17 protein-coding genes and 1 pseudogene are annotated in these 25,949 nt (G+C 65.4%); 13 read left to right on the forward strand and 5 right to left on the reverse strand.

Annotation, left to right across the window (positions count from 1 at the left end; translation table 11 throughout):
- Positions 1-7: 7 nt before the first annotated feature.
- The 12 genes from U8330_RS21975 to U8330_RS22030 all read left to right on the forward strand — a co-directional run bounded on the left by U8330_RS21975 (position 8) and on the right by U8330_RS22030 (position 12,766).
- On the forward strand, positions 8-1,093 hold the full coding sequence (locus U8330_RS21975; RefSeq protein WP_323107712.1) for a sn-glycerol-3-phosphate ABC transporter ATP-binding protein UgpC: 1,086 nt from the start codon (positions 8-10) through the stop codon (positions 1,091-1,093).
- Positions 1,077-1,835, forward strand: a complete 759-nt coding sequence (gene kduD / locus U8330_RS21980; RefSeq protein WP_323107713.1) for a 2-dehydro-3-deoxy-D-gluconate 5-dehydrogenase KduD — start codon at positions 1,077-1,079, stop codon at positions 1,833-1,835. The genes U8330_RS21975 and kduD overlap by 17 nt, the downstream gene beginning before the upstream one ends.
- Positions 1,836-2,026: 191 nt before the next feature.
- Positions 2,027-4,060 carry a vWA domain-containing protein gene (locus U8330_RS21985; protein WP_323107714.1) on the forward strand — a complete coding sequence of 678 codons (2,034 nt, stop codon included), beginning with the start codon at positions 2,027-2,029 and terminating at the stop codon, positions 4,058-4,060.
- 273 nt (positions 4,061-4,333) lie between these two features.
- Positions 4,334-5,347, forward strand: a complete 1,014-nt coding sequence (locus U8330_RS21990; RefSeq protein WP_323107715.1) for a hypothetical protein — start codon at positions 4,334-4,336, stop codon at positions 5,345-5,347.
- A gap of 34 nt (positions 5,348-5,381) precedes the next feature.
- A complete protein-coding gene (locus tag U8330_RS21995) occupies positions 5,382-5,888 on the forward strand; it encodes a hypothetical protein (RefSeq protein WP_323107716.1) in 507 nt (168 codons plus the stop codon).
- A 131-nt stretch (positions 5,889-6,019) separates the two neighbouring features.
- The gene (locus U8330_RS22000) at positions 6,020-6,358 is read left to right on the forward strand and encodes a hypothetical protein (protein WP_323107717.1); all 339 of its coding nucleotides are present in this window, start codon (positions 6,020-6,022) and stop codon (positions 6,356-6,358) included.
- A complete protein-coding gene (locus tag U8330_RS22005) occupies positions 6,348-6,842 on the forward strand; it encodes a hypothetical protein (RefSeq protein WP_323107718.1) in 495 nt (164 codons plus the stop codon). Before U8330_RS22000 ends, U8330_RS22005 begins: the two co-directional genes overlap by 11 nt.
- Before the next feature lie 169 nt (positions 6,843-7,011).
- Entirely contained in the window at positions 7,012-8,364 is a 1,353-nt protein-coding gene (locus U8330_RS22010) for a pilus assembly protein TadG-related protein (RefSeq protein ID WP_323107719.1), read from the forward strand.
- A gap of 421 nt (positions 8,365-8,785) precedes the next feature.
- The gene (locus tag U8330_RS22015) at positions 8,786-9,082 is read left to right on the forward strand and encodes a hypothetical protein (RefSeq protein ID WP_323107720.1); all 297 of its coding nucleotides are present in this window, start codon (positions 8,786-8,788) and stop codon (positions 9,080-9,082) included.
- Positions 9,079-10,128, forward strand: coding sequence for a polysaccharide deacetylase family protein (locus U8330_RS22020; RefSeq protein ID WP_323107721.1), 1,050 nt, complete (start codon positions 9,079-9,081; stop codon positions 10,126-10,128). The genes U8330_RS22015 and U8330_RS22020 overlap by 4 nt, the downstream gene beginning before the upstream one ends.
- Positions 10,129-10,320: 192 nt before the next feature.
- Entirely contained in the window at positions 10,321-11,694 is a 1,374-nt protein-coding gene (locus tag U8330_RS22025; protein WP_323107722.1) for an oligosaccharide flippase family protein, read from the forward strand.
- A gap of 88 nt (positions 11,695-11,782) precedes the next feature.
- Positions 11,783-12,766 (forward strand): glycosyltransferase family A protein, encoded by a 984-nt coding sequence (locus tag U8330_RS22030; protein ID WP_323107723.1) that lies wholly within the window; start codon positions 11,783-11,785, stop codon positions 12,764-12,766.
- 13 nt (positions 12,767-12,779) lie between these two features.
- Here the strand turns inward: U8330_RS22030 and U8330_RS22035 are convergent, their stop codons facing one another.
- The 5 genes from U8330_RS22035 to U8330_RS22055 all read right to left on the reverse strand — a co-directional run bounded on the left by U8330_RS22035 (position 12,780) and on the right by U8330_RS22055 (position 25,018).
- Positions 12,780-14,024 (reverse strand): glycosyltransferase family 4 protein, encoded by a 1,245-nt coding sequence (locus U8330_RS22035; RefSeq protein WP_323107724.1) that lies wholly within the window; start codon positions 14,022-14,024, stop codon positions 12,780-12,782.
- Position 14,025: 1 nt separating this feature from the next.
- A complete protein-coding gene (locus U8330_RS22040) occupies positions 14,026-15,648 on the reverse strand; it encodes an AAA family ATPase (protein WP_323107725.1) in 1,623 nt (540 codons plus the stop codon).
- A 78-nt stretch (positions 15,649-15,726) separates the two neighbouring features.
- A complete protein-coding gene (locus U8330_RS22045) occupies positions 15,727-16,998 on the reverse strand; it encodes a polysaccharide biosynthesis/export family protein (RefSeq protein WP_323107726.1) in 1,272 nt (423 codons plus the stop codon).
- Positions 16,999-17,090: 92 nt separating this feature from the next.
- A complete protein-coding gene (locus U8330_RS22050) occupies positions 17,091-18,500 on the reverse strand; it encodes an O-antigen ligase family protein (protein WP_323107727.1) in 1,410 nt (469 codons plus the stop codon).
- Positions 18,497-25,018: a polyketide synthase gene (locus tag U8330_RS22055; RefSeq protein ID WP_323107728.1), complete on the reverse strand. Its 6,522-nt coding sequence runs from the start codon at positions 25,016-25,018 to the stop codon at positions 18,497-18,499. The genes U8330_RS22050 and U8330_RS22055 overlap by 4 nt, the downstream gene beginning before the upstream one ends.
- A gap of 293 nt (positions 25,019-25,311) precedes the next feature.
- On the opposite strand from U8330_RS22055, the pseudogene U8330_RS22465 reads away from it, so the two are divergent.
- Positions 25,312-25,755, forward strand: a pseudogene (locus U8330_RS22465) (formyltransferase family protein); the annotation flags it as partial.
- Positions 25,756-25,949: the final 194 nt, after the last annotated feature.

Raw genomic sequence — 25,949 nt, forward strand, 5'->3', positions numbered from 1 at the left:
ACCGGTCATGGGCCAGATCAAACTGTCCAAAGTGAAGAAGTCGTTCGGCGCGATCGACGTGCTGCACGACATCGACCTCGACATCGGCGATGGCGAACTCGTCGTCTTCGTGGGACCTTCCGGCTGCGGGAAGTCGACGCTGCTGCGCGCGATCGCCGGGCTGGAGAAGATCAGCGGCGGCGATATCGAAATCGATGGCCGCAACGTCAATGCGGTGACGGCCGCCGATCGGGGCCTTGCCATGGTCTTCCAGTCCTATGCGCTCTACCCGCATATGACCGTGCGCCAGAACCTCGCCTTCGGGCTGGAAAATGCCCGCATGCCGAAAGCCGAAATCGACAGCCGGATTGCAGAGGCGGCGCGCATGCTGGAGATCGAGCCCTACCTCACCCGGCGTCCGGGCCAGCTGTCGGGCGGCCAGCGCCAGCGGGTGGCGATCGGCCGGGCGATCGTGCGCAGTCCGGTCGGCTTCCTGCTCGACGAGCCCCTGTCCAATCTCGATGCCGAATTGCGCGGCTCGACGCGGGCGGAGCTCGCCGCGCTGCATGCCCGGCTGAAGGCGACGATGATCTACGTCACGCACGACCAGGTCGAGGCGATGACGCTGGCCGATCGCATCGTCGTGCTGCGCGCCGGGCGGATCGAGCAGGTCGGAACACCGCTCGAGCTTTACAACAGGCCCGCCAACCGCTTCGTCGCCGGCTTCATCGGCGCGCCGCACATGAATTTCCTCGAGACGGTGGTGGAGCGGGCCGGCGGAAGGCAGGCCGTTCTCGTCCTGCCCGATGGAAGCCGGCTGACGGTGGACGCTCCGGATACGAGCCTCCAACCCGGCGCGCGTCTCACGCTCGGCGTCCGCCCCCAGCATATGACGATCGGACAAGGCGAGCGGTCGCTGAAAGGAACCGTGCGCATGATCGAGGCGCTCGGCTCGGAGACCGTTCTGCATGCCGACCTCGCGGGTCAGAAACTGCTGGTGGTCCTGCCCGGACAGCACCGTTTTGCCCCCGGCGCCGCGCTCGACCTCTCGCTGGACGGCGCACCGATCCACCTCTTCGATGAAAAGGGCCTGCGCCTTGCACAGTCTGTTTGACCTCACCGGGAAGACCGCGCTCGTCACCGGAGCGCGGACCGGCCTCGGCCAGGGGCTTGCCCTTGCTCTGGCCGAAGCGGGCGCCGATATTGCCGCCATCGGCTCGTCTCCCATGCCGGAGACCGAGCGGCTGATCCGTGACACCGGCCGGCGCTTCCATGCCCAGGAGGTGGATCTGTCTCGCCCCTTCGACGCCGAGCAGCATCTGGCCGCAGCCGTTTCGGTCCTCGGCGGCGTCGACATCCTCGTCAACAATGCGGGCATCATCCGACGCGCCGATCTTCTCGATGTTCAGGCGGAAGACTGGGACGCCGTGATGGATGTCAATCTCCGCTCGGCCTTCTTTCTCTCCCAGGCCGCCGCGCGGCACATGATCGCGACCGGACGGGCCGGTCGGATCGTCAACATCGCCTCCATGCTCAGCTTGGAGGGCGGCGTGCGCGTGCCGGCCTATGCGGCATCCAAGCACGGCGTGGCGGGGCTGACCAAGGCGATGGCCAACGAACTTGCGGCAAAGGCCATAACAGTGAACGCGATTGCCCCTGGCTATATGGACACCGACAATACGGAGGCCCTGCGCAGGGATCCCGAGCGGCAGGCCCAGATCCTGGCGCGGATACCGACGGGCCGCTGGGGCCTGCCTGCCGATCTCGCCACCGCCATCCTCTTCTTCGCTGCGCCGGCATCCTCCTATGTCACCGGCACCGTGCTCCCGGTCGATGGCGGCTGGATGGTGCGGTAGCAACGCTGAGGGCGAGGCCTGCCGCTTGCCAGCGCCCGCCCCGGGGTGCGTCCTCTCCGTCCCACGAAAGCGCGACTGTCAGAATTCGCATGCCGTCCTGCCGAAATCGGCACGCGCCGCCCGTCTCGCGGTGCTAGCGAAGCGGGCGAGGTGAACGGGCGAACTGCCCGGCTGAAGGCGGCAGGCATGTCATGATGACGGCATGGAGCAGAGTGGAGAAGGCGATGCGGGGGGTCGGCAGCGTTTCGCGCCGGCTGCTGCTGGTCCTCGCAATGCTGCTTGCCCATCCGCCTGCGACCGGCTTTGCGGCGGAGCGGACGCTGCTGCCGGCTGCGCACGGGCCTGTCGTGCTCGTCCTGGACGCATCCGGCAGCATGGCGGCGGCGCTCGGCAAGGAGACGCGGCTCGATGCGGCGCGGCGGGTCCTGCTGGACACGATCGCCCTCTTCCCCGACGACCGGCCGGTCGCGCTCGTCGCCTATGGCCATCGCCGCAAGCGCGACTGCGGGGATATCGAGACCCTGGCCCGGCTCGGCCCGGTGGACCGGGCGGCCATCCGCCGCTCGCTGTCGGCGCTGCAGGCGAAGGGCAAGACTCCGCTGTCGGGCGCCCTCAGCCACGCTGCCGGCCTGCTTCCGCCCAGCGGCGGCACGATCATGCTGGTCAGCGACGGGCTTGAAACATGCGCGGCCGACCCCTGCGCCGTCGCCGAGGCGCTGAAGGCCGCCCATGCCGGCCTCGTCATCCATGTCGTCGGCTTCGGTCTGGCGGAGGGCGAAATGAAGCGGCTCGCCTGCATCGCCGACAAGGGCGGCGGGCGGGCGATCGAGACACTCAGCGCAACAGGCCTGGCGAAGGCGCTTCAAACGCTCGCGGGGCCACAGACGGCCGGCCCGGACGAAGACGGGCCGGCACCGGCAAGCGAGAGGAAGCCGACAGAGCCGCCGCCACCGACGCCGAAGCCCGTGACGCTTTCGGCGGTGATCGGCGACCGGGCGGTTCCCGCCGCCGTCGCTTTCACGGTTACGGATCAAAGCGGCGCAACCGTCTATTCCGGAAAGGGCAAAGACGTCTCGCCGAGCCTCGTGCCCGGGCGCTACACTGTCCGTCTGGCCGCCAGCAATCTCGCCACGCAGACCACAGTCACCGTGACCGGCGAGCCGGACGAACGGCACAGCCTGCCGCTCGGCGCAGGTCTGGTTCGCTTCTCGGTCGTCGCAGCCGAGGGGGTGGCAATCGGCGAGACGGATCTGAAGGGTGACCCGGTCTGGACGCTTGCTGCCAGGGACGGTCAGGCGCAGGCGAGCCTGGAGGGAGTCCTCGCGCCCGAGACGATGCTCGCCCCAGGCCGCTACGACGTGATGCTCTCGCTCGGCGGCGTCCAATCGACGGCCGAAATCGCCGTGCGGGCCGGGGAAACCCTTCAGACCACCCTCAACCTGCGGCTTGGCAAGGTCACGCTCGAGGCCGGCCTGCCGGGTGCGAAGGCGCCGATCGAGAGCGGAACGGGCCTTTCCTGGACGCTTTCCAGCGGAAAGGCGGCCGACGACCGCAAGGCGGAGGCGGTTGCGCGGCCGACCTTCCTCGTCCCGTCAGGGCGCTATACCGCCACGCTTTCGCTTTCCGGCGCGGTGATCGAGGCGACGGCTGAGGTCGAGGAGGGGAAGACGGCTCTCGTCCATCTGGATCTCCCCTCCGCGACATTAACCCTCGAAGGCAGCCTCGGCCCTGGCGCGCCGGCCTTCACCGACTGGCGCGACGCCTCCTGGACCGTGCGGCCTGTCCGCCTCATCGGCGACATTCAGGCGGGGCCGGCGCTCGAAGACCAGCTGGAGGCCACACCCTCGCTGGTTCTGACCCCGGGCGAATGGGCGGTGACGCTCGTGTCGGGTGCCGCCCGCGTCACGCGGACCATCACGCTTGCTCCCGGCGCGAAGGGGAGGGAGCGCCTCGACCTTGACGCTAGCCGACTGTCGATCTCGGCTCAGCCAGCGCCTGGCTCCGCGCCGCCGGCCAATGTCCTTCTGTCGATCTTCCCGGCCAAGGCGGATGGCGGCTTTGCGGAGACGCCGATCGTCCAGGTCGGCACGCCGCGCGACTACGCGACGATCCTGCCCGCGGGACGCTACCGGGTCGATGCCGCCGACGAGCAGGGGCGTAAGGGCTCAAAAACCATCGACTTGACCGAAGGTCAGTCTCCCGAAATCGGAGTGACTCTGAAATGACGATCCAATGGCAGCGCCTCGAACCGGCTCTGTACGGGCACCACGGGCATCCTGTCCCTTTGCTTTAGGACCCGCACAACACGGAGATATCGCATGAAACGCCTGCTCATCCTCTGCTCGTTGCTCATGTGCGGTGTGGCTATGGCCGAGCCTGTCGCGCCGGTTCCCCCACCGTAGAGAGCGACGAAGAATCTGCAACTTCTCTCTCCCTACTCGGAGCCGGGCCTCGCCCTCGAAGCTAGCGAATTCACTGGTCAGATGTATGAGTACACTATGCTCGCCTCTGATTGGTTCAATCAGGCAAACGAGAGCTTTGTCTTGCTCGAAGGCAAGGTGAAGAACCTTGAGGAGGAGGTTGACGACCTGAAGAACCGCGTCGCGCAGCTGGAAGCTGCCCAGCCCGGCGGCAAACCTCAGCCCGATCCCAGGATTGATAACTTAATTGCCCGGGTCGAAGCGCTGGAGAAGGCCAAGGGTACGGTGAGCGCCCCCTTCAAGGTGGTCAGCGCTGGCGGAAAGACGCTCTTCCAGGTCGATTCCTATGGCAACAGCCTGTTTCAGGGCGCGACCGGAGATGGCCTGATCCATGTCGGCTTTGTCGGCAACGGCGCGTCGGTTTCAGCGATCAGCCCGGATGGCGGCTTTGCGGCCAGCATCGGGGAAAGCGGCGGCATGCTGCAGGTCCAGAGCGCGGAAGCCAAGACCAGCGCCTACGTGCTCGCCAGCGACAAGGCCGGTCTCCATCTGACATCGGGCGAGAAACACGCGGATCTTGCAGCGGACGAGGATCTTTTCGGCCTTAAGCTCAGCCGGGGCGAAAAGCCCGCCGCCTCCTTCGGCACGCTGCCCGGCAAGGGTGTGGCACTGCGGCTCTTCAACGAGGCGGGAGATCAGGTGGTGTCGGCCGGGCCCAATCCGGCCAAGGGCGATGCCGGCCTCGTCAGCGTCGGCGCCGGCAGCAAGACGGCGGCCTGGATCTTGGCCGAGGCCGATGGATCGGGCTTGGCGCAGGTCTTTGCGGCCGATGGCACGGGAGCGGCAGCCCTGGTCGGCAAGGAGCGCGCCGCGGTCGCCTATAACCAGGCCGGCAATCCGGTCGCCACCATCTCCAAGAGCGGCAAATCCGAGGGCGGCACGGTGGTCGCCCGCAACCCGGATGGCGACGGCATCTTCGCCGCCGGCTTTGCGGCCGAGTATGGCGGCGGCGAGGCCTGCGTCTGGCGCGCAAAACGCAGCAACACCTTCTGCCTCGGCCTTGGAATGCCGGGCATGGGTGTCGGCAAATGACGATCCTTGACCTCAAGAAAAAGGCAATGACCGCATGAGATCTCTGCGCGGAACGACCGCTTTGCTGACCTGTTTCCTCCTGACCGCCGCGCCCTCCAGGGCCGCGTCGGACTGCCAGCCGATCTACGATGCCTATGCCGCCATGTTCCAGAAGCCGGCGGTCAAACGAACGATCACGACGCCTGGCATGGCGGCTCCGGTGGAGATGGTCCTGACGCCGGACGCGATTTACAGCCGTATCGGGGCCAAGGACAGCTGGGGGAAGGTAGAGCTCGATGCGGCGACGCGTTCGGTGATGAGGACGGGTACGCCGTCGCCGGAGACGGTGACCGAGTGCCGGCGTATTGGCCCGAGCGAAAGTGAGGGCGTCACCGCTACGGCCTATGAGTTCACGCCTGCGACGATGAGCGGAAATGCGCCGGGCGAGAAGATCACGGTTGTGCTCGACGACACAACCGGTCTTCCCCTTTCCGAAACAGCGCTGAAGGCCGGCACGAAGGTGACGAACGTCTATGACGGCGTCACGATTCCCTCCCAGTGAGCCGGGATCGGCAAAAGCGGGGTCGGGAGGCGAGGGAAAGGCGGCTCATCCCCTTTCACGCAACCTTTCTCGCGATCGTCGCTCCACCGCTGGCCGCTGCTCTGTGCCTTCGGGTTCTGGGCGCCGAACCGGTGGGCTTCCGCCTTCTGGCAAGCGTGCTCGCGCCCGCCTACCTGCTCGGCGCCGTGCCGGCTTTTCTGGGCGGGCGACTCGACCGGACGCTCGCGGAGCGCGGCGCCACCGTCCTTGCCCGCCTGCTTGTCGCAGCCCTCTTCGGCGGCGGCCTCGGCCTCGTGATCCTGCTGCCGCTTTACCTTGCGGGGTCGATCCACGGGACCATGCCACTGCTGGTGCCGGCCGCCTCCGGCCTTGCTGCCGTGGTGACGCTCGGGCTCGCCATGAGCCTTGCTTGGATGCTCGCCAGGATGAATGGCAACAAGCGAACGCGGGAGACCACGAATGATGCGTGACCACAGCCTGTCCCAAAAGGCCGGTCTTGTGGCGGTGCTGATGCCGATGATCTTGGTCTTCTCACCACCGCCGGCCTACAGCGGGAACCCGCCTCCGACAGCGCCGGCACGGCACGGCTCGGTTCACGATGTCGAACGAGGCGATCCCGAGCGAAAGGCCATTCTCGACGCCGTGCGGGCGGCGAATGCTGACCTGAACGACCGTGTCCCGATCGTCTTTCTTGTCGAACGCCTGCGGAGCGACGGGCGCGTCGCCTATTTCCGCGGCGGCGTTCGACGCAAGACCGACGGTCTGCCGCTCGACCGTCGGACCTGGGGAGAGTGCGAACAGGAGCCGGACACCGCAATTCTCGAAGCGCTTCTTGTAAAGCGGTCGGGGCGCTGGCAGGCGATCAAGGCCAACCGCTGCGCCGACGACGTGTTCCTCAACGAGCAGGAGCGCGTTTCCTATGCGGCGCTCATCGGGGATGACCCGGCCCGCTGATTTCAACCCGGACGTTTCGTGCCCCATCACCGCCGTCGCTTCGTCCCTTCGAGGCACGATGGCAAGGTTTTACGGAATCGACGTAAACAATTGATTTCGTAATGAGCAATTAACTCATCAGGCCCAGAATATCGGTCGTCACCTTCATTCTCCATGTCAGGATCAGACCATGTTTTGGGGCGATCGCGCCGGCAATATCAGTATCACCTTTGCCGTCATGCTGGTTCCGCTGCTTGCCGTGGTCGGCATGGGCGTTGACCTGTCGGTCGCCATGTCGCGCCGGGCAGAGCTGCAGGGGGCTGCCGATGCCGGCGTCCTCGCCGCAGCCTCGCTCGCCACCTCCGACAAGGACGCGATGAAGAAGGAGGTCGCCAAGACCTTCAAGGCCAATCTTCGTGCCGACCTGGTCGGTAGCGCCGTCGTCGATTCGCTGACCGTCTCCACGGACAATTTCATCACCATGACGGTCAGCAGCCAGGTGCCGCTGACGATCGGCCGCATCGCCTTCGGCAAGACGGTGGAGATCAAGGCGACGGCGCAGGCGGTGCGGGGCGATTACCAGAAAGCCGAGATCGCCATGGTGCTGGATAACACCTATTCCATGACCGGGCAGAAGCTGACCGATCTGAAATCGGCGGCCAACGCACTGCTCGATGTGTTCCAGAAGGCGAACAATCCCAATGTGCGGCTGTCGCTCGTGCCCTTCTCGCGCTACGTCAATGTCGGTCTCGGCAATCGCGGCAAGCCATGGCTCTCCGTGCAGGACGATTATTCGACGACGAAGAACGTGTGCACCACCTCGCGGCCGGTGACCTCCAAATCCGGCTGCCGGACGGTGACGACGACGGGGTCCAATGATGGCGTTCAGACGACGTCGACGCGCGAGCAGTGCGACAGCTACACCTATGGCGAGCCGGTGACGACCTGCAAGAACCAGACCACGGACTATAAGTGGAGCGGGTGCGTCGGCTCGCGCGCCTCGCCGCTCGACGTCTCGGACACGGCACCGACGAACAAATATACCGGGCTGCTCGCCACCAGCTGCGGATCGGCGCTGATGCCGCTCACCAGCAACTACGCGGCGCTCCGCACCGCCGTCTCGAAGATGGTCGCCAACAACGAAACCTATATTCCGGCCGGGATCCTGTGGGGCTGGAACACGCTATCGGTCGAAGAGCCGCTCAACGAGGCCGCGCCGAAGGGCGCCGACGTGACGAAATATCTGATCGTCATGACCGATGGGGCGAACACGCTGTCGCCCAACAAGTCCAACTACACGCTTCACACCGGCACGGATGCCGCCAAGGCCGATCAGCTGATGGGCAATGTCTGCGGCAATGCCAAGATGGCCGGCATCACCATCTTCACCGTCGCCGTCGGCGTCTCCCCCTCCGCCTCCTCCGCTTTGTCCGCCTGCGCCAGCGATGGCTCGAAGGCCTACACCGTCGAGCAATCCTCCAAACTGGTCGACATCTTCCGCCAGATCGCCAGCCAGATCATGACGCCGCGGCTGACGCAGTAGGACGAAGGAATGGCCGCATTTCCGCCTTGTTGCAAAGGCAGTTCTGCGTCCCTCCACCAACTGTCTGCTCCAACCCCCTGTCGCCAGGTATTGCGCTCAACCACTTCAGCGTCTGCAAGCTCCGAGGCACAGCTCCGTCATGACGTGTGTACTCGGCGAGGGATGCCGCTGATCGGTCGACCGCTCGCCGGCCTTGCCGTATGGCATTGCGCAGCGCACCTGCGCCGCTTCGTGAAACTTGTGCCGGTCCCGTTAATCATCTGTTAACGAAGTTCGGGCTAGCGTGCGGATCCGGGGAAGAGCAGAGTTCATTGATTCACCCGGGTCTGGCCGATGGTAGGCGTCGATCCAGGTGACAGCGGTATTGTTCGGTGCTGTCCGGCAATACGGAACGGGAATGATGATGACGTCTGTCTTGTGCATGGCCTATGCGTCGATCGGTTTGATCTTCCTTCTTTTCGTGATCGTCGAGGGCCGGCGCAACCGGTCGGGGTGGACGCCGCTCCGGATCGGGGGGATCCTTGCCTGTGCGGTGTGGCCCCTGGCCTTGCTTGGCGTCGTGGCTCTCGTCCTGGTCCAGAAGAGTTCCGCGCCCCTGGCGCGTCGCCGGCGCATCGCCATGCCGGTCGAGCGGCCGCTTGATCGGGCCGAGCGGCACTATCGCCGGATCGAACGCGCCGAGCCGGAGCGCCGGCTGCGTCAGCACGGCGCGCGATGAGCCTCTCGCGCAGGCTTCGCCTGGTCGAACCGGCGAAGTTTGCCGCCAAGACGATCATCCTCGAAGCCGCTTCGCTCGCGGCGGGCTTTCGCGGGTCCACACCGCCTGGACCAAGCGGGCTGATCCTTACGCTCCACCATGTACGCCCAAGACCAAGCGAAGCCTTCGATCCCAACGGGCACCTGAGCGTCACGCCGGAATTTCTCGATGTGACGATCGCGGAGCTCGCAGCACTCGGCTACGAGATCATCCCGATCGACGCCCTGCTGCAAAGACTGTCCGCGCCGGACGGGAGGCCCTTCGCGGTCGTCACGCTCGATGATGGCTATCGCGACAATGTCGTACATGCCTTACCGGTCTTCGAGCGGCACGCTGCGCCGTTCACCGTCTTTGCCTGCACCGGTTTCATTCGCCGAACCCACAGCATGTGGTGGGAAACGGCGCTCGCCCTGGTCCGCTCCCAGGCGCAGCTTGCACTCGATTTCGGTGAGGGTGCCGTGCTCCTGCCTGTGACGCGCGACAGCGAGCGGCAGCGGGCCTTCGATATGATCGGCCGGGCTGTCATGCAGGGCGACGAGGCGCGGGCGATTGCCGTGCTCGATGCGGCGGCGCGCAAGGCAGGGATCGACCCCTTGTCCTTCGTCGACGCGCAGATCCTCGATGAGAGCGAGCTGCAGGCCCTTGCGCGTCACCCGCTCGCGACGATCGGAGCCCATTCCGTCAGCCACAGGGCCATGGCACGGCTTTCCCCCGCCGAACTTTACGAGGAAATTTCGGTCTCGCGCCAGGTGTTGACCGATCTGCTTGGCATGGCGCCCTCCGCCTTCGCCTTTCCCTACGGCCATCACGCGCAGGCGGGGCCGCGCGATTACCGGGCCTTACGCGAACTCGGCTTCACGATCGGCGTCACGACGGTGCAGGCGCGGCTGACCGACGCCGACCAGAAGCGTTTGACGGCCCTTCCGCGCATCAATCTCGATGGGCGCTGGCAGAAACGGCGTTATATCCGCGGGCTCGTCTCCGGCCTTGCCTTCAAACGCGGCTGAAAGTCGGGCGTATCCCTGTAAAAGGTCATTCGAGGGCTTTTCTTCGTTCGTGAAATCGTTGATGGTCGATCCGCCGGTCTGCGCGGCAGACCGGCGCTTATTTTATTCTTTTTCTATCCGATCCCGCGCGTATTCGTCGTTTCGTCAATCGCGCTCAGTATTGTGTTTTATTTCTAGATTGGACGAAGTCGCTTGGCGCTGGACACTGCGGAGAAAATCAACCCCTTCCGTCGGCGTGCCGCGGCGGGTGGCCTGCTGACGATCGGCGCCTTCGGGCTGACGGTCGTCCTGCGCTTCGGGACGAATGTCGTTCTGTCGCGGCTCGTCGCGCCGGAAATCTTCGGCATTGCGGCGATCATCAACACGCTGAAGACCGGGGTCGAGCTGATCACCGATGTCGGGATCGGCCAGAGCGTTGTGCGCAATGCCAAGGGCGGCGACCCGACCTTCTACAACACCGCCTGGACCGTGCAGGCGATGCGCGGCCTGGCGCTGTTCGTCATCCTCTTCGTGATGGCCTTTCCGCTGTCGCAGTTCTACGGCATTTCCGCCGGCGCCATCCAGCTCGGCGCCTTGACGCTGCTGCTCCTCGGCCTCTCCTCGACCTCGCTCTTCCTTCTGCAGCGCGACCTCAAGGTCGGGCGGCTGAACAGTTTCGATCTGTGCATGGATCTGGCCGGCTCGGCGCTCGTCATCCTTCTGACCTATCTCAGCCCAACGATCTGGGGTCTGGTGATCGCCAGCGTGCTTGCCGCATCCGTGCGCCTCGTGGCGAGCCACGCGATCGTGCCGCGCCACGCCCGCAACCGGTTCATGCTCGACCGGCGTCACCTGAACGAAATCCTCTCCTTCGGGAAATGGATCTTCGTCTCCTCGCTGCTGGCCTTCTTCTGCGCCAATTTCGACAAGCTCTATCTCGCCTATTCCATGCCGCTCGCCATCCTCGGCATCTACGGCATCGCCCGCAATATTGCCGATCTCCCGGTCATGCTGATGGGGCGGCTTGGTCATCTCGTGCTGTTTCCGCTGATCGCGTCGCATTCGCAGGACAGCAGCGTCGATGTGCGCGAGCAGCTCCGACCGATCCGGTTGAAGGTTCTCTCGGTGGCGGCGCTGGCCATCGGGTTCGGTGTTTCCGTGTCCGACCTTGCTGTCGATCTCGTTTATGATCCGCGGTATCAGGAGGCGGGATGGATGCTGTCCCTGTCGCTCCTCGGCGCCTGGGCCGCCATCCTGTGTACGGTCAACGAATATTCCGTGCTCGGCATGGGGCGCCCGGTCTATGGCGCGACGGCGAACCTGTTGAAGCTCGGCTGCATGCTGGTCGGTCTGCCGCTCGCCTTTGCGCTTTCCGGGCTCGAAGCGGTCATTCTGGTAATTGCCGGCTGCGAGGCCGTTCGCTACCTGCCGATCGCCATTGGCCAGCGCCGGCTTAAACTGTCGTTCCTGCGCCAGGACATCATGCTGTCGATCCTGATGCTCTGCATGGTGGCTGCCGTGCTGTCCGTTCGGCATGCGGCCGGTTACCCATATCCGCTGGAAACGATCTTTCCGGCTTTCCTTTAGGGATGACTGGACGTTTGGGGCGGGTGGATCCTTTGGTGCGTGAGGGGCGCGGCCGGTCGGGCGGCGCGAGGGAATGCGAGGGCAGGGCATGGACGGACAGTCTTCACTTGGAATCGTTGTCATCGGCCGCAATGAGGGGCAGCGCCTGATCGACTGCCTGACCTCTCTCGGTCCCCACATCGTCCGAACCATCTATGTCGATTCCGGCTCCACCGATGGCAGCGTCGCTGCGGCGGAAGGTCTGGGCGCGCGAACCCTGCGGCTGGATATGTCGGCCGGTTTCACGGCTGCACGGGCGCGCAATGCCGGCTTCGCGGCCCTGACGAGCGCCGTGCCGGAGATCACGATGGTGCAGTTCGTCGATGGCGACTGCATGGTCGATGAGGACTGGCTGGCGCGGGCCGCGCAGGAACTCGACGATCACGCGGATCTGGCCGTGGTCTGCGGACGGCGTCGCGAACGGTTTCCGGAGGCGACGATCTACAACTGGCTCTGCGACCGGGAGTGGGACACGCCGATCGGCGAGGCGGACGCCTGCGGCGGCGACGCGCTGTTCCGTCGCTCTGCCTTCGAGGCGGCGCGGGGCTATCGCGAAGACCTGGTGGCGGGCGAGGAACCGGAACTCTGCCTCCGGCTTCGCCGCCAGAACTGGAAGATCCGGCGCATCGATGCGGAGATGACGCTGCATGACGCCGCAATCACGCGCTTTCGCCAATGGTGGCGTCGGTCCGTGCGCGCCGGGCATGCCTATGCCGAGGTCTCCTGGAGATATCGCGGGTCGGCGGATGCGATCTGGACGACGAACACGCGGCGCGCGTTGCTGTGGAGCGCGCTGCTACCGGCGGCCCTGCTGCTCGCTCTTCTCGTGGGGCCCGTGGCGCTTCTTCTTCTGCTTGCCTATCCGGCGCAGATCGCCCGCCTCGCCTTGAAGGGTGGCTGGCGGGAGGCGCGGCACTGGCAGGCCGGCCTCTTCAGCGTCCTCGGCAAGTTTGCCGAGGCGGAGGGCATCGCCCGCTTCCACCTGCGGCGCCTGCAAAACCGCCGCAGCCAGTTGATCGAATACAAGAGCTGAGCACGGTGCCGGCTCAGCCGGCGTTGACGACCGAGCGTTGAAAGAGCGAGCGAAGCGTTGTCGCCAGCGTCGTCAGATCATGCATCCGCTCGACCCGGGCCCGCCCGGTCCGACCCATGGTGGCGAGCGTTTCGCTGGAGCAGGTCAGGCAGTCGGTGAAGGCCTCGGCGAGTTGTTCGTCATTGCCGGGCTCGACAAGCCAGCCACAGCTTTCATCGACCAGCTCGGGAATCCCGGCGACGCGGGTGGTGATGGCGGGGCGGGCGAGCGCCAGTGCTTCCATCAACACCACAGGCAAGCCTTCGGCATAGCTCGGCAACAGAAGCGCCCGGCTTTCGCTGATCATGCGCCGAACCTCGGGGTTGGATGCCCAGCCATGGATGGTGACCATATCCTCGACCCCATGCCGGCGAATTTCCGCCTCGATCTCAGGCCGGCTTTCCCCATCGCCGACGAGCACGACCCGCATGTTCGGGAACCGATCCTTTACCCGGGCCACGGCGGCCGGAATATGGACCTGGCCTTTGGCCGCGCAGAGACGGCCGACGCAGACGATCGACTGGTTGTGCTCGGGATCGCTCGGTTCGCTCGGCTGGAAGTCCTGAAGCCGCAGGCCGCAGCGCGCAATGGCGATCTTCGTCGCGTCCGCGGGCGTTTCCGAGAGGGCCTGCAGGCGCGAACGACAATAGTCGGAAATCGCGACCACAAAGGCCGCATTCTTGATTTTCTTCGAAAAACTGAGCCGGCCGGGGTCGATGAATTCGTCCGGACCATGCGCGGTGAAACTGTAGGCGGCGCCGCCGAGCGCATGGGCGAGCATGACGACAGACGCAGAGTTCGTGGCGTAATGGGCGTGGACATGGCGGATGCCGTGTCGCGCCGCCTGCTGCCGGAAGTAGACGGCCTGCAGCAGGTAGGCGCAATGTGGAACCACCTGCCATCCCGCATTGCGCATCAGCGTGAGCCAGAGGGGAACAGTTCGCGCGAGCCCGAGCGGGTTCGTCAGCAGCTCCTTGCCGAAGGCCGCCAGCAGCGCGCGGTGGTTGCCCGCCAGGATATAGGTCACCTTCTCCTGCTCGCGGCGGTCATTCTCGTCGACCAGCGTTCCGTCGAAGGGACGGACCGCAAAGCGGCGAATGCTGAATCCGAGCTGCTCGACGGCCTCGATCTCCCGGCGGATGAACGTGGCGCTGGGAACGGGGTAGGTGTTGAGCAGATAGGCGACGGAGGTGTCCGGTTTTACAAGGCGGGCGTCCACGTCATGCCTTCTTTGCCAGCAGCTTCTGCTTCGTCAGCAGCGTTGCATCCGGCGAGAAGACCCGCCGCATCTTGCGCGCGCGCACCCGGTTCAAGATCGCCCCGCCGAGCCTGTCCTTGACGGACGGCACGAGAGCAAGAGCGGATCTGAGTTCCGCTTCCGTTACCTTGCCCCACTGGACGACATGGAACAGGCCGTCGAGATGGTTGGACGCAGCCAGAATATCGCCGCTGGCGATCATCGGCGGGAGATCGAAGACGATGACGTCATACTGCTCCATGCCCGTGGCGAAACGATCGATGCCGCCCGACCACAGCACTTGGGAAACCTGGCCACGGTCGGCCTCGAGATCGAGCGGCAGCACGTCGTAGCTCACGCCGGCATCGCGGCAGGTGAAGGCGCTGATCGGCTGGGTCTTGCTTGCCAGGAAGGCCAGGAGGCCACGGCCGGCAGCCGGCGAAATCTCCTGGCTGATCGTCGGATTGTAGGGCTGGGCGTCGACCAGCAGCACCTTCTTGCCCGCATTGGCCATCAACGCGGCGAAATTGGTCGCCATCAGCGTCTTGCCTTCGCCGGGGAGGGTAGAGGTGAAGCCGACCATGCGAAGGCGTGCACCAAGACCCGCGCCTTCGGCGATGACCGCGGCCTGGCGGAGCGACTGCCAGAGCGGGGAAAACCTGTCCTGCAGCACCTTGTTCTTGAGCTTGTCATGTGTGCCGCGCAGCGAGGGGATCATGCCGATGCAGGCGATGCCGCTGCTGTTGCGAAGCTGCTCGGGCGAGCGGATGGTCGTGTCCAGAAGTTCGCGGACAAGGGCGACGAACACGGCGATGGTGAAGCCGATCATCGCGGCCACGATGACCATCAGCAGCCCGGACATTCCGTCCTTGTTGGTGGGTACGGCTGCGGCCGAGAGGATGCGCGCCTTGGGGCCGACTTCCTGAAGACGCGTGCGCAACCAGCTGCTGCCCGACTGGGCGCTATCGACGCGGTCAGCGTCGACCTTCGCGATGTATTTCTGCGCGATCTCGTTGGCGATGACGGTGGCGTTCGTCGCGGAGGTGTCGGTGAAGCGGATATCGAGCAGATCGCTCTGGCCGATGCGCGTCACCGACAGGCTCTCGGCAAAGGCGCGCAGCTGTGCGGCACGCTGGGTCTCGCCGGTCTCAACCTCCGGCTCGCGGGACACCACGGTGCCCAGCAGACCGACGATGGACTCCTTGACCGTATCGATCAGCCCCGGTTCGGACGGCGGCGGGGCGATCTTCAGGCTGTCGATGACACTCTCGGCCACGGCCTTGGAATTGACGATCTGAACCTGCGTATCGACGAAGCTCGGATCGAACTGGGATTCCGCGAAATAAGCGTCCTCGCGGCCGCTCATCGAGAGGCGAAGATTGGTGACCTGAACAGTGGTCGAGGCGGAATAGGTCGGCGTGCGCAGCAGGACCAGCACGATCGCCACCAGAACGGCAGCGGCCGTGATGCCGGCGATCAGAGCCGGCTGGCCGATGATCGTCTGCAGGATCCATTTCCAATTGTAACGGGACGGCACGGTCTCCGTGGCCGTTTCCCACAGCGACTGCGGCGGTGCGGCTGCGATGGTTTGATTGGAATGTCTCACGTCCAGTCCTTTCCGGCCCTCAAAAACCAGCCGTGCTCAGTATAATATTGGCGGTCCGGAGCCCGGACCCTTGAAAAATCAGTTCGAGCCGGCCGGCGGCGTGGTGATCGAGGCCGACTGCGTTTTCGGCAGAACCCGCTCCACCTTGACGATATCACCGGGGAGCACGCGGGTGACTTCGCTTGCCTCGATCTGCACCGTCGCATCGCCCTGCAGGCGGACGATCGTGTAGGTGAGAACCGGGGTCGCTTCCTCGCTCTCGTCCTGCGCCAGATCAGCCGAATAGTTCGAGGCCGACTGCAGGAGCGATTTCAGCGAACCTTCCTGCTTTTCGATTTCGAGCAGCTGCGACTTGATCGACTGCAACCCGCCCATGGCGTCCGACTTGCGGGTGCCTTCGAGTTCGACCAATTGCCCGGTGACCTCGTTCAGGTCCTTCTCGGCGCGCAGGCGGCGGATTTCGAGATCGCCTAGTTCGTTGCGCACCTCGGACAGCGTCCGCTCCATCGGATAGAGCCGGTTGGAGGCGAGACCGCGCTTGGTCAGGCTGCGGACATTTTCGAGCTCGACCTTCGCCGCCTCGATATTGTCCTTGCCGACGGCGATCTGGTCGGCGAGCGAATTGACCTCGCGCGTATGGATCTCCTTGGAGGCCTCCAGCGCCCGCTTCTGATCCTGGAAGCGCTGCAGGCGGACATCGAAAAGCAGTTTCTGGCCGCTCATGGCGCGAACGAATTCGACCGGTGCGTTCGGCGGCGGGCTCGGGAACACGGTGTCGCCCGCCGCTTCCAGCGTCAGTCGCTGCCGTTCCGCCTCAAGATCGAGCTTGCGGGATTTGAGAAGCGACAGCTGGCCGACCGAATTGATCGCCGAGGCATCGAGCGCCCATTCGCCACCGCGCACGCTGCGGTAAAGACCGCCCGCCAGGCTGAGCGCGTTCAAGACGACCATGCCCGGCCGGTAGGAATATTCGCCGGGCGTCGCAACCTGTCCCAGAATGTAGAAGGGCCGGTAGGAAGCGATGTCGACCGCCGTGTCCGGCGGATCCTTCAGCGCGCCCTTTTCCTGCAGGCGCCGCGAGATCGTGGCGGCCAGCTCACCGGTGAGGAGCCCCATGGCCTTGATTTCGCCGACGATCGGCAGCGAAACCTGTCCATCGGCGCCCACGGTGAACTCGCCCGTCAGGGCCGGCCACTCGGAAACATGGATCTTCAGCTTGTCCTGCACGCCCAGCCGATAGGTCTCCGCCTGGGCGCCGGTGACGCCGAGAAAGCTGACGGCCAGCGCCAGGCCGCTGACCGTCAGGCGGCGGAGTGTGGTTGCGAAAGAGGCGGATGTCGGACTGCTCATGAATGGTCTCCAGAGCTGCTGCACTAAAATGAAGGCCGAGCATGCTCTGCCAGATGTACTGAAATGCGTCTTAAGTATCGAGCAATGAGAATTTACTGCTTGTTTACTTTACTAAGAGACCCGACCGCGAGTCCAGACGACGCCAGGCGTCTCTCCAACAAAGTGATGGAGGATGGTAAATTTCCGAAAGCGTGAGCCGGTCTTGTCCGTCGGAACCGGGCGGCGGATTGCACGGCGACGAGCGAGACGAGACCGATGGTCAGGCCGAGCGCATATTGGACGTCCTTGATGAAGATGATCCATTCCAGCGTCGAGTGGATGGACGCCATGGTGATGGCGACCAGAAATCCGCACAGAAGCGCCCGATAGGTCGAGTTCGGGATGGCGAAGGCCGAGCGCGCCGCAAGAACGAAGGCCGAGAGCAGGGTCAGCGAGAAGGCGATGAGGCCCAGGAAACCTGTTTCCGCTGCCGACAGCCAGTAGGCATTGTGAACGATGTTGCTGCGGTTGGTCTCGTTGTCCGCCACGCCGCCACGCTGGGCATAGCCACCATCCTTGGCGAAGGAGACATAGTGGTTGATGCCGACGCCGAACGGGTGATCGTGGAAGATGTAGAGCGCGGCGCGGTTGAAGGCGGCGCGCTCGTCATACACGTCTTCTGAAAGCGGCGACTTGTCGAAGCGGCTGTTGAAGGCGGAAACGGCGAGTGGCGCGAGAAGGCCCGCGCAGACCGTGCCCGCCAGCGCAATGGCAATCAGCCGCTGCGTCGCGCCGGAGAGGAAGACCACGACATAGGTCAAGGCGACGCCGGCCAGCGCGAAGCCCACCGTGGCGCGCGAGGCGGTCAGCACCACGACGAGCAGGCAGGCAAATACGGTGCCGGACACGTAGAGATTCTCGCGCCTCGTGGCGAGCAGCAGCGCCAGATGCGGGAAGAGCACGAAATGGGTGATCATGCCGAGCGTGTTCTGATGCACGAACAGGCCGGGCGACTGCGCAAGGCCAAGGCCGAAATGCTGCCAGATACTGGCCGCCGCGTTCAGGAACAGGCCGAGCGCCATGCCCTTCAAGATCAGGAACGGAACCCGCACGTCCTCCACGGCCGAGACGACCACGGCCGTGACGAGCAGGACGCGCAGGAGCTGCCAGACACCGAAAAATGCCGCCATCGGCTGTGGCGCCTGCGTCATGGAGATCGCGGCCGTCGCAATCCACAGCATTAGCGGGACGAGATGCCAGACGGCGAGCCATGGCCGCTTGAGCGAGAGGAAGCAGAGGATCGCCACGAAATCGACGGCCGAAACTTCGACCCCATGCACGAAGCCGATCCACTGATCGCCCCAGGAAAGGATGCCGATGTCGAAGAACGGAATCGCGCTCAACAGAAACGGGAAACAGCCGAGGCAGAACCAGAGCACGCGAAAGATCGCATCGTACCGGCGTGACAGGATCGTCACCGGCAGGATGGTGACAAGGGCCATGGTCAGGACGACGAACTTCATGCCACGCCCTCCGGACGGCTGGTGCTTGAACTGTGCGCGGCGGTGGCGGTCTCGATCTCCGCCGTCCGCTCTGCGCCGGGGCTCTGCGCCTGCCGCAGCTTCGTCTCGGTTGCCACCAGAACGCGCTTAATCAGCGCTGCCAAACCGCGAACCTGCGGTTCGAGCACCATGCTGTCATGATTGCCGGCAACCTCGTGAATGGTCAGATCGGCGATGAAAGGCGACCAGCCATTGTCCTCGCGCGCCTCCTTGCGGCCGCCCTGGATCCGCCGCCCATCGCGCAGCGTGTAGAGCACTTCGAGCTTCGGCCGCAGCAGCAGGACCGGTCCGGCATAGGGCTTGATCACATAGCGCGCCAGCGCGCGATAGAAGGCCGCCTCGATGTCGCGATTGTGGAACTGCGTTTCCCCCGTTTCCGACCGCAGCCCGCTGCGCCGCTCGCGGATTTCGCGGAACCAGCGCACATAGCCCATCGCCCAGTTGGAGAAGAAGGACAGGCGATGGCGACGCAGATCCTGGATCTTCATCTCCAGCCGGCTGAGCGGCGAGAGCACGGCGTTGCCGGGAATCGGCGTGTCAAGCATCACCACCTGGGCAACCGTCTCGCCCTCTGCGGTCAGCCGCTGCGCCATTTCATAGGCGACCAGGCCGCCACCGGAGAAGCCGGCGAGGTAATAGGGGCCGCTCGGCTGGATCTGGCGGATTTCCGCCAGATAGTCCTCGGCCATGTCCTCGAAGGTTTCATGCGGCGCCAGGCCGCCGAACAGGCCGCGGGCCTGCATGCCGTAGACCGGCCGATCGGTGCTCAGGTGAAGCGCAAGCTGGCGAAGGTTGAGGATATTGCCGAACATGCCGGCGCAGATGAAGAGCGGCGTCCCCTGCCGGTCGCGCGGCGACATCAGCACGGCATGGCGGGTGGAGAGAGCCGGCGCCTTGGTCCGCGCCGGTTCGCCGGCCGAAGCCTCCGCGCCGCCAGCCGGCGGCGAAGTCGCGGGCTCGGTGCCGATTTGCTCTTCGATCAGCCGCGCGCACTGGGCAATCGTCGGCGCTTCGAACAGAACCGACATCGGGATATCGATGGCGAACGCCTTCTTGATCGACCGGAACAGGCGGACTGCGATGAGGGAGTGCCCGCCGATCTCGAAGAAGTCGTCATCCAGGCCCACATGCGGGACGCCGAGCAGGTCTTTCCAGAAAGCCGTCAGCGTCTGCTCGACCGGGCTGCGGGGCGCGCCGTCACCCGGATCGGCGTCGAGGGACGCGCGGACGGGCCGTGCCTCCTGCGATGCGTCGGGCTTCGCCGCCTCTGTGAGCGCTGCGAGATCGATGGATGTCACGATCGGCTGGCTGCGTCCGGTGGCGAGCGCCCGCTCCAGAGCCGTCAGGCCTTCGGCCCGGCGGATGCCCAAACGCAGCGTGCGGGCGAGGCGGGTCTGTTCGGCGGAGGCGGTCGCTGCAGCGCGCGTGCGGCGGCCGGTTTCGCCTGCGGTGCGGGCCGACGGCGCGAAGGCGTCGTCGCCGTCCAGCCGCTTCATCACATACTGGCCGACACTTGCAACGCGCTGCCCGTCGAGATCGAAGAGCTCGATATCGAAGCTCGCAAACCCGTCCGGCTGGTCGTCGTCCGAGCGGGTCGCCGCCACGACGAGATCGGCCGGGAGCGCGCGGTAGACGTCGAGACGGCCATAGACCACGGGGATCCAGAGACCGTCGCCAAGCGCCTCGTTCGGCAGAAGGGCGAGTGCGGAGCCGGTAGCGATATCCATCAGGCCGGGATGCAGGGCATAACCTGCCTTGACGTCGTCCTCTCCGGCGCCCGGCAGAGCGAGGCGCGCGTGGAGGGACTGACCCTGCGTGCGAACCTGCCGCAGAACCTGCCAGCGCGGCCCGAAACGGATGCGATCCTCCTGGATCGAAGGAATTGCTGGGGACGTGGCGAGAGACCGATCGAGCCCATCCCAGTCGTGCGGGAAGGCGAGGCGGCCGCTCTTGCCCGTCTCGCGCGTCTGCAGCTGCGCATCCGCCACGGTGACGAAATCGTCGCCCGTCTCGGCGACGATCAGCACCTGATAAGCGCCGCCGGAGGGCTTCAGCCGCACGCGCAGACGGCGCGTCTGGCGGTCCTCCAGGAAGACAGGCTGAAGGAAGCGCAGATTGGTCAGGCTGACGGGCAGGGTGAAGCCATAGTCGCGCACGGCCTGGACGATGAATTCCAGATAGGCCGTGCCCGGAACGACGGCGGATCCGTCGAGCAGGCGGTGCTCGTCGATGAACCAATGCGTCTTCGCGCCCAGCGCCACTTCCAGCCAGGACTGACCTTCCCCGTCCTTTACCCAATGCTCGAAGACGGGCCCGTCGGCCGGCTCGACGACCGTCTCGCCGTGTCCGGGCAGCTCCCGGGCGGCCAGGGCCCGGGCGGCAATGCCGATATCGCTCCAGATGCCCCAGTGGATGGCGACCGTGCTGCGGGTCGGGTGCCCCTTGCGGCTGTCCGCGTAAGCATTGAGGAAGGCATTCGCGGCCACATAATCGACTTGGCCAACAGGTGCCAGATCCGAGCTCGTGGAGGAGAAAAGGGCCAGGAAATCGAGCTCCGCGGTCTCGAAAACGCGGTCGAGCACCAGCGTGCCGTGCACCTTCGGCGCCAGCACGGCATCCATGTCCTGCAGCGTCTTCATCGGAATGAGGTCGTCCTTGACGACGCCGGCCGTGTGCAGCACACCGTTGATCGGCCCGAATGCCGCCTCGGCCTTGGCGCGCGCGGCGGTCATGTCGTCCACGCTCGTCACATCGGCCTTCAACGTCAGGATCCGTGCTCCGCGCTCCAGGAGCGGCGCGATGGCGCGGATGGCGCGCACGATCGAGTCCGTTTCCGGCAAGAGCCGGAGATAGAGCGGCCACTGCTCCCGCTCCGGCAGCGGGTTGCGTCCGACGAGAATGATCGCGGCGTCGTATCGGTCGACGAGATCGGTGGCGAGCGTCAGAGCGATATCGCCGAGGCCGCCCGTCAGCATGTAGACGCCGCGCGTACGGAAGGAGACGCGCGGGGCCGCGCGTTCGGCAAGGGAGAGCCGGCGCGTGTCGCGCCGCCACCGCTTTCCATTACGATAGGCAATCATCTCGCTGGACGGATTCGAGGTCAGGTCGTCCCACAGAAGAGCCGCCTCGTCCGACTGGGGCGCGAGGGGCGCGGACCGGCCGATTGCCCAGCGTGGCCGGGCAGCCGGAGCCACCTGTCCGTCGTTGAGGTCGATGAGGCGGATGGTGATCCCGGGATATTCCTTGGGGATCACGAGCGCGGGGCCGAGGATCAGCGCCTTTTCCGGATAGGGCAGGTCTTCCGACCCTACCGACTGCATGCCGGTGGTCACGACGTCCATGTGCATCGCATCGGCCATGCCGACGGCGTCGAGCGCCCGAACCAGCGAGAACAGGCTGAGGAAGCCGGAATCCTGATGGGCAAGGAACCGGTCCGCCCCCATGCGGATCGTGCTCATCGGCGAGACCAGGAGGGCGTGGAGGATGCGTGTCGGCCGATACCCGTCCTCCTTGATCGCGTCCAGCAGGCGTCGATAGGCCTCCTCGCCATCTTCGACGCACAGGCCGTACTCGGTCGCGGAGAACCGGGCAAAGGCGTCGGCGCGCCGGACGGTGATGACCGTATGGCCGAGGCCGCGCAGCCGCTCCAGCGCGGCCGTGGTCGTCGCCGCACCGTCCGTCAGGGCGAGCCAGCAGCTCGTCTCAGGCTCTGCGAGAGGTTCGGCATAGGTCGGCTTCCAGACCGGCTCGAAACCCCAATCGGCCATGTCGTCCTGCCGCTGAAGCTTCGGCTCGGCGCGGGTTTCGGCCGGAGCCGCCCGTTCGATGAAGTAGCGCTTGTGCTGGAAGGCATAGGTGGGCAGGGACACGTGGCGCGCGCTCAGCCCCGCCGCCGGATCGACATCGAGACCCACCGCCCAGAGACGGCCAAGGGCCGAGAGGAAGGAGAGATCGTCGGCGATCTCTTCGGCCGGGTGCGGCAGGCTGTTGATGACCTGATTGGCGGCAATCCCCGCCTGGAGCTTGGCCATCGACGACAGGACACGACCCGGCCCGACTTCGAGATAGATGTGCTGGGGGTTTTGCGCCAGCAGAGCCAGGCCGGCTGAAAACTGGACGGTCGACCGCAGGTGGCGCACCCAATAGAGCGGATCGCGCGCTTCGCTTTCCGTCAGCCAGGTCCCGGTTACGTTGGAAAGAATCGGAATGGCTGGGGCGGACAAGGCAATCGTGCGCAGAAAGGCTTCGAACTCCGCCAGGATGCCGTCGAGCATGTGCGAATGCGCGGCAATGTCGATCGGCACGCGGTTGCAGTCGATGTCGCGCGCGGCCAGCACTGCCTGGAAACGCGACAGCGCCTCGTCCGCGCCCGACACGACGCAAAGCCCCGGCGCATTCACGGAGGCAAGGCTGAGATCGCCCGGCATCAGCGGCTGCAACGCATCCACTGGCATCGACACGGCCAGCATGCCGCCACGCGGCACGGTTTCGAACAAGCGGCCGCGCAGGTGCACCAGGCGCACCATGTCCCGGAAACTCATGACCCCCGCAATGCAGGCGGCGGCGTTCTCGCCCATGGAATGGCCGAGCAGGGCGCCCGGCTTCACGCCCTTCGACATCCACAACCGCGCGAGCGCCACCTCGAGAATGGCGATCGCCGGAAGCTGGATCGAGGGCGGTTGAAGGGCCGCGTCCGCTTCGGCGCGCGTCCCTTCCTTGAAGAGCCAGGCGCCGCGGATGCGCTGCGCCGTTTCGAGCGACAGATAGCCGAGGCCTTCTTCGACCCAGCCGCGGAATTCCGCCTGTGAGCGATGCAGCTCCCGCGCCATGCCGGCATATTGCGCGCCGCCGCCGGGCAGAAGGAAGACCACGGGCCCTGGCGTCGCGACCACATCGTGGATCACCAGCCGGCGCGGATCGGCCGCCCGCAGGGCGGCGATCGCATCCGCGCGATCGCGCGCGGCGAGAACGGCGCGACGATCGAAGGGCCGGCGCCGCTTGGCGAGCGTATAGGCTGCATCGTCGAGCCGAAGTTCGGGGTGGATCTCAAACGCGTCGGCGAGCCTCTGCGCGTTTGCGATCACCGCCTCGCGGCTGCGCCCGGACAGAGGCAGCAGGATCGCCTGATCCTCGCCGCTTTTTGCAACCGGGAGGGGCTCATACGCCTCGAGAATGGCATGCGCATTCGTTCCGCCGACGCCGAGCGAATTGACGGCGGCGCGGCGGCGGCCGCTTGCCTGCGGCCAGGGCAGCAGCCGGTCGGCGACGCGGAAGGGGCCCTTGTCGAAGGGGATGGCCGGGTTCGGCTTTTCGAAGCCGAGCGTCGGCGGGATCTGGCCATGCTTGAGGGCCAGCACCGTCTTGATCAGGCTGACGACGCCGGCCGCCGTGTCCAGATGGCCGATATTGCTCTTGACCGACCCGACATAGCAGCGGCTGTTCGCCCCGCCCGACTGGCGGAACGCCTCGGTCAGCGCCTGGATTTCGATCGGGTCGCCCAGATAGGTGCCCGTGCCATGGCATTCGACATAGTGGATCGTATCGGCGGAGATGCCGGCCATGCCCATGGCCTCGATCGCCGCACTGGCCTGGCCCGTGACGCTCGGTGCCAGATAGCCGGACTTCTGACCGCCATCATTGTTGACGGCCGTGGCCTTGATGACCGCGTGGATCACGTCACCGTCGGCGACGGCATCGGCCAAGCGCTTGAGCACCACCACGCCGGCGCCGCTGCCGAAGATGGTGCCGGCGGCCCGATGGTCAAACGGCCGGCAATGGCCGTCGGGAGAAAGGATCTCGCCTTCCTGGGCAAGATAGCCGCGGCGGTGCGGCTGTTCAATGGTGACGCCGCCGGCCAGCGCCGCGTCACATTCGCCGTTGAGCAGGCTCTGGCAGGCCTGATGCACTGCGACGAGCGAGGTGGAGCAGGCAGTCTGGACGGTCACGCTCGGGCCGCGCAGGTCGAAGGCGAAGGAGACGCGCGTCGCCAGAAAATCCTTGTCGTTGCCGGTGTGGCGCAGCAGGAACATGCCGACATCGTCGACCAGTTGCTTCTGGCTGCAGAGATTGAAGTAGAAGTAGCTGCCCATGCCGCAGCCGGCAAAAACGCCGATCGGCCCGTCCTGCCTGTCCGCCACCAGACCGGCATCTTCCATCGCCGACCAGGCGCATTCCAGGAAGTGGCGATGCTGCGGATCCATGATCGCGGCATCTTTCGGGCTCATGCCAAAGAAATCGGCGTCGAACATTTCCATGTCGGGCAGTTCGGCCGTGCGCGCAACATAGTTCGGCCGGTCGATCAGCTCCGCCGCCTCGCCACTCGCCTCGAGCTCCTCGCGCGAGAGGGTCCGGACGGACTCCACGCCCTCTTTGAGGTTGTGCCAAAACGCATCCGGCGTCGACGCGCCGGGGACGCGCAGCGCCATGCCAACGATCGCAATATCACTGGGCGAGGCATCATCCATAGGACCGGCCATCATTCACCTACGCAATTACAGAATTTACATCGAAAACAGGTAATTAAAGTTTTATATTAAAGCCGCTCTACGTCAGCTCTCAAGAAATTATTCTTTTTTTCATGGAGCGCAATCGAAAGGTTACACCGTTAGCCATTTTTCAAGGGAGCTGTGCTTTCCGCACCTCAAAATTGCGCCGTCATATTGACGTCCGGCGGGAAACCGTCATTCACTCCTGCAATATTCCATTCATTCTATCTCGGCATTCCGGGGGTTAAGTCGTGTTCAGTTGCGTAATCATTGGCGAGCAGTGGCTCGTGGCCGAATGCGGCGAAATCCTCCTGAGGCGGGGCCACCGGATCGAGCAGGTTCTTTCCTCCAATCCGCGGCTGCAGGAATGGGCGCGTTCCCATGATCTCCCCGTTCGGGACTGGGCGCGCAAGGCTGGTAACCCGCTGCCGGACACCGGCTTCGACTGGCTCTTCAGCATCTCCAACCTGCGGATCATTCCGGACGACATGGTTGCCCGCGCTCGGCAGGGCGCCATCAACTTTCACGATGGGCCATTGCCTTGGCTCGCCGGCCTGAACACGCCGTCCTGGGCCATCCTCGAAGGCCGCGAAGACCACGGCGTGACCTGGCATCGCATCGCCGGCGGCATTGACGAGGGCGGCATCTGCGCGCGCGCCGTTTTCCCGATCCAGCCCGACGACACGGCGTTCACCCTGAACAGCCGCTGCTTCGAGGCGGGGATCCGCAGTTTCGCCGAGGTTGTCGACGGGATCGAGAGCGGCACGCTGGCCGATACGCCGCAGGATTTTTCCGAGCGCCGCTATTATGCGCGCGACCGCCGGCCGGACGCCGCAGGCATCCTCGATTTCGGCAAGCCTTCCGAGGAGTTGGACCGGCTCGTCCGGGCGCTCGATTTCGGGGTCGGCTATCGTAATCCGCTCGT

Source organism: Rhizobium sp. CC-YZS058, assembly GCF_034720595.1.
In the GTDB taxonomy this organism is placed as follows: domain Bacteria; phylum Pseudomonadota; class Alphaproteobacteria; order Rhizobiales; family Rhizobiaceae; genus Ferranicluibacter.

Excerpts from the sequence above, each read along its gene's own strand:
- U8330_RS22020 (WP_323107721.1), top strand. The coding sequence starts at position 9,079 with ATGAGCCTCTCGCGCAGGCTTCGCCTGGTCGAACCGGCGAAGTTTGCC.
- U8330_RS22030 (WP_323107723.1), top strand. The coding sequence starts at position 11,783 with ATGGACGGACAGTCTTCACTTGGAATCGTTGTCATCGGCCGCAATGAG.
- U8330_RS22010 (WP_323107719.1), top strand. The coding sequence starts at position 7,012 with ATGTTTTGGGGCGATCGCGCCGGCAATATCAGTATCACCTTTGCCGTC.
- U8330_RS22045 (WP_323107726.1), bottom strand. The coding sequence starts at position 16,998 with ATGAGCAGTCCGACATCCGCCTCTTTCGCAACCACACTCCGCCGCCTG.
- U8330_RS22050 (WP_323107727.1), bottom strand. The coding sequence starts at position 18,500 with ATGAAGTTCGTCGTCCTGACCATGGCCCTTGTCACCATCCTGCCGGTG.
- U8330_RS22055 (WP_323107728.1), bottom strand. The coding sequence starts at position 25,018 with ATGATGGCCGGTCCTATGGATGATGCCTCGCCCAGTGATATTGCGATC.
- U8330_RS21985 (WP_323107714.1), top strand. The coding sequence starts at position 2,027 with ATGATGACGGCATGGAGCAGAGTGGAGAAGGCGATGCGGGGGGTCGGC.
- U8330_RS22015 (WP_323107720.1), top strand. The coding sequence starts at position 8,786 with ATGGCCTATGCGTCGATCGGTTTGATCTTCCTTCTTTTCGTGATCGTC.
- U8330_RS21995 (WP_323107716.1), top strand. The coding sequence starts at position 5,382 with ATGAGATCTCTGCGCGGAACGACCGCTTTGCTGACCTGTTTCCTCCTG.
- U8330_RS21990 (WP_323107715.1), top strand. The coding sequence starts at position 4,334 with ATGCTCGCCTCTGATTGGTTCAATCAGGCAAACGAGAGCTTTGTCTTG.
- U8330_RS21975 (WP_323107712.1), top strand. The coding sequence starts at position 8 with ATGGGCCAGATCAAACTGTCCAAAGTGAAGAAGTCGTTCGGCGCGATC.
- U8330_RS22005 (WP_323107718.1), top strand. The coding sequence starts at position 6,348 with ATGATGCGTGACCACAGCCTGTCCCAAAAGGCCGGTCTTGTGGCGGTG.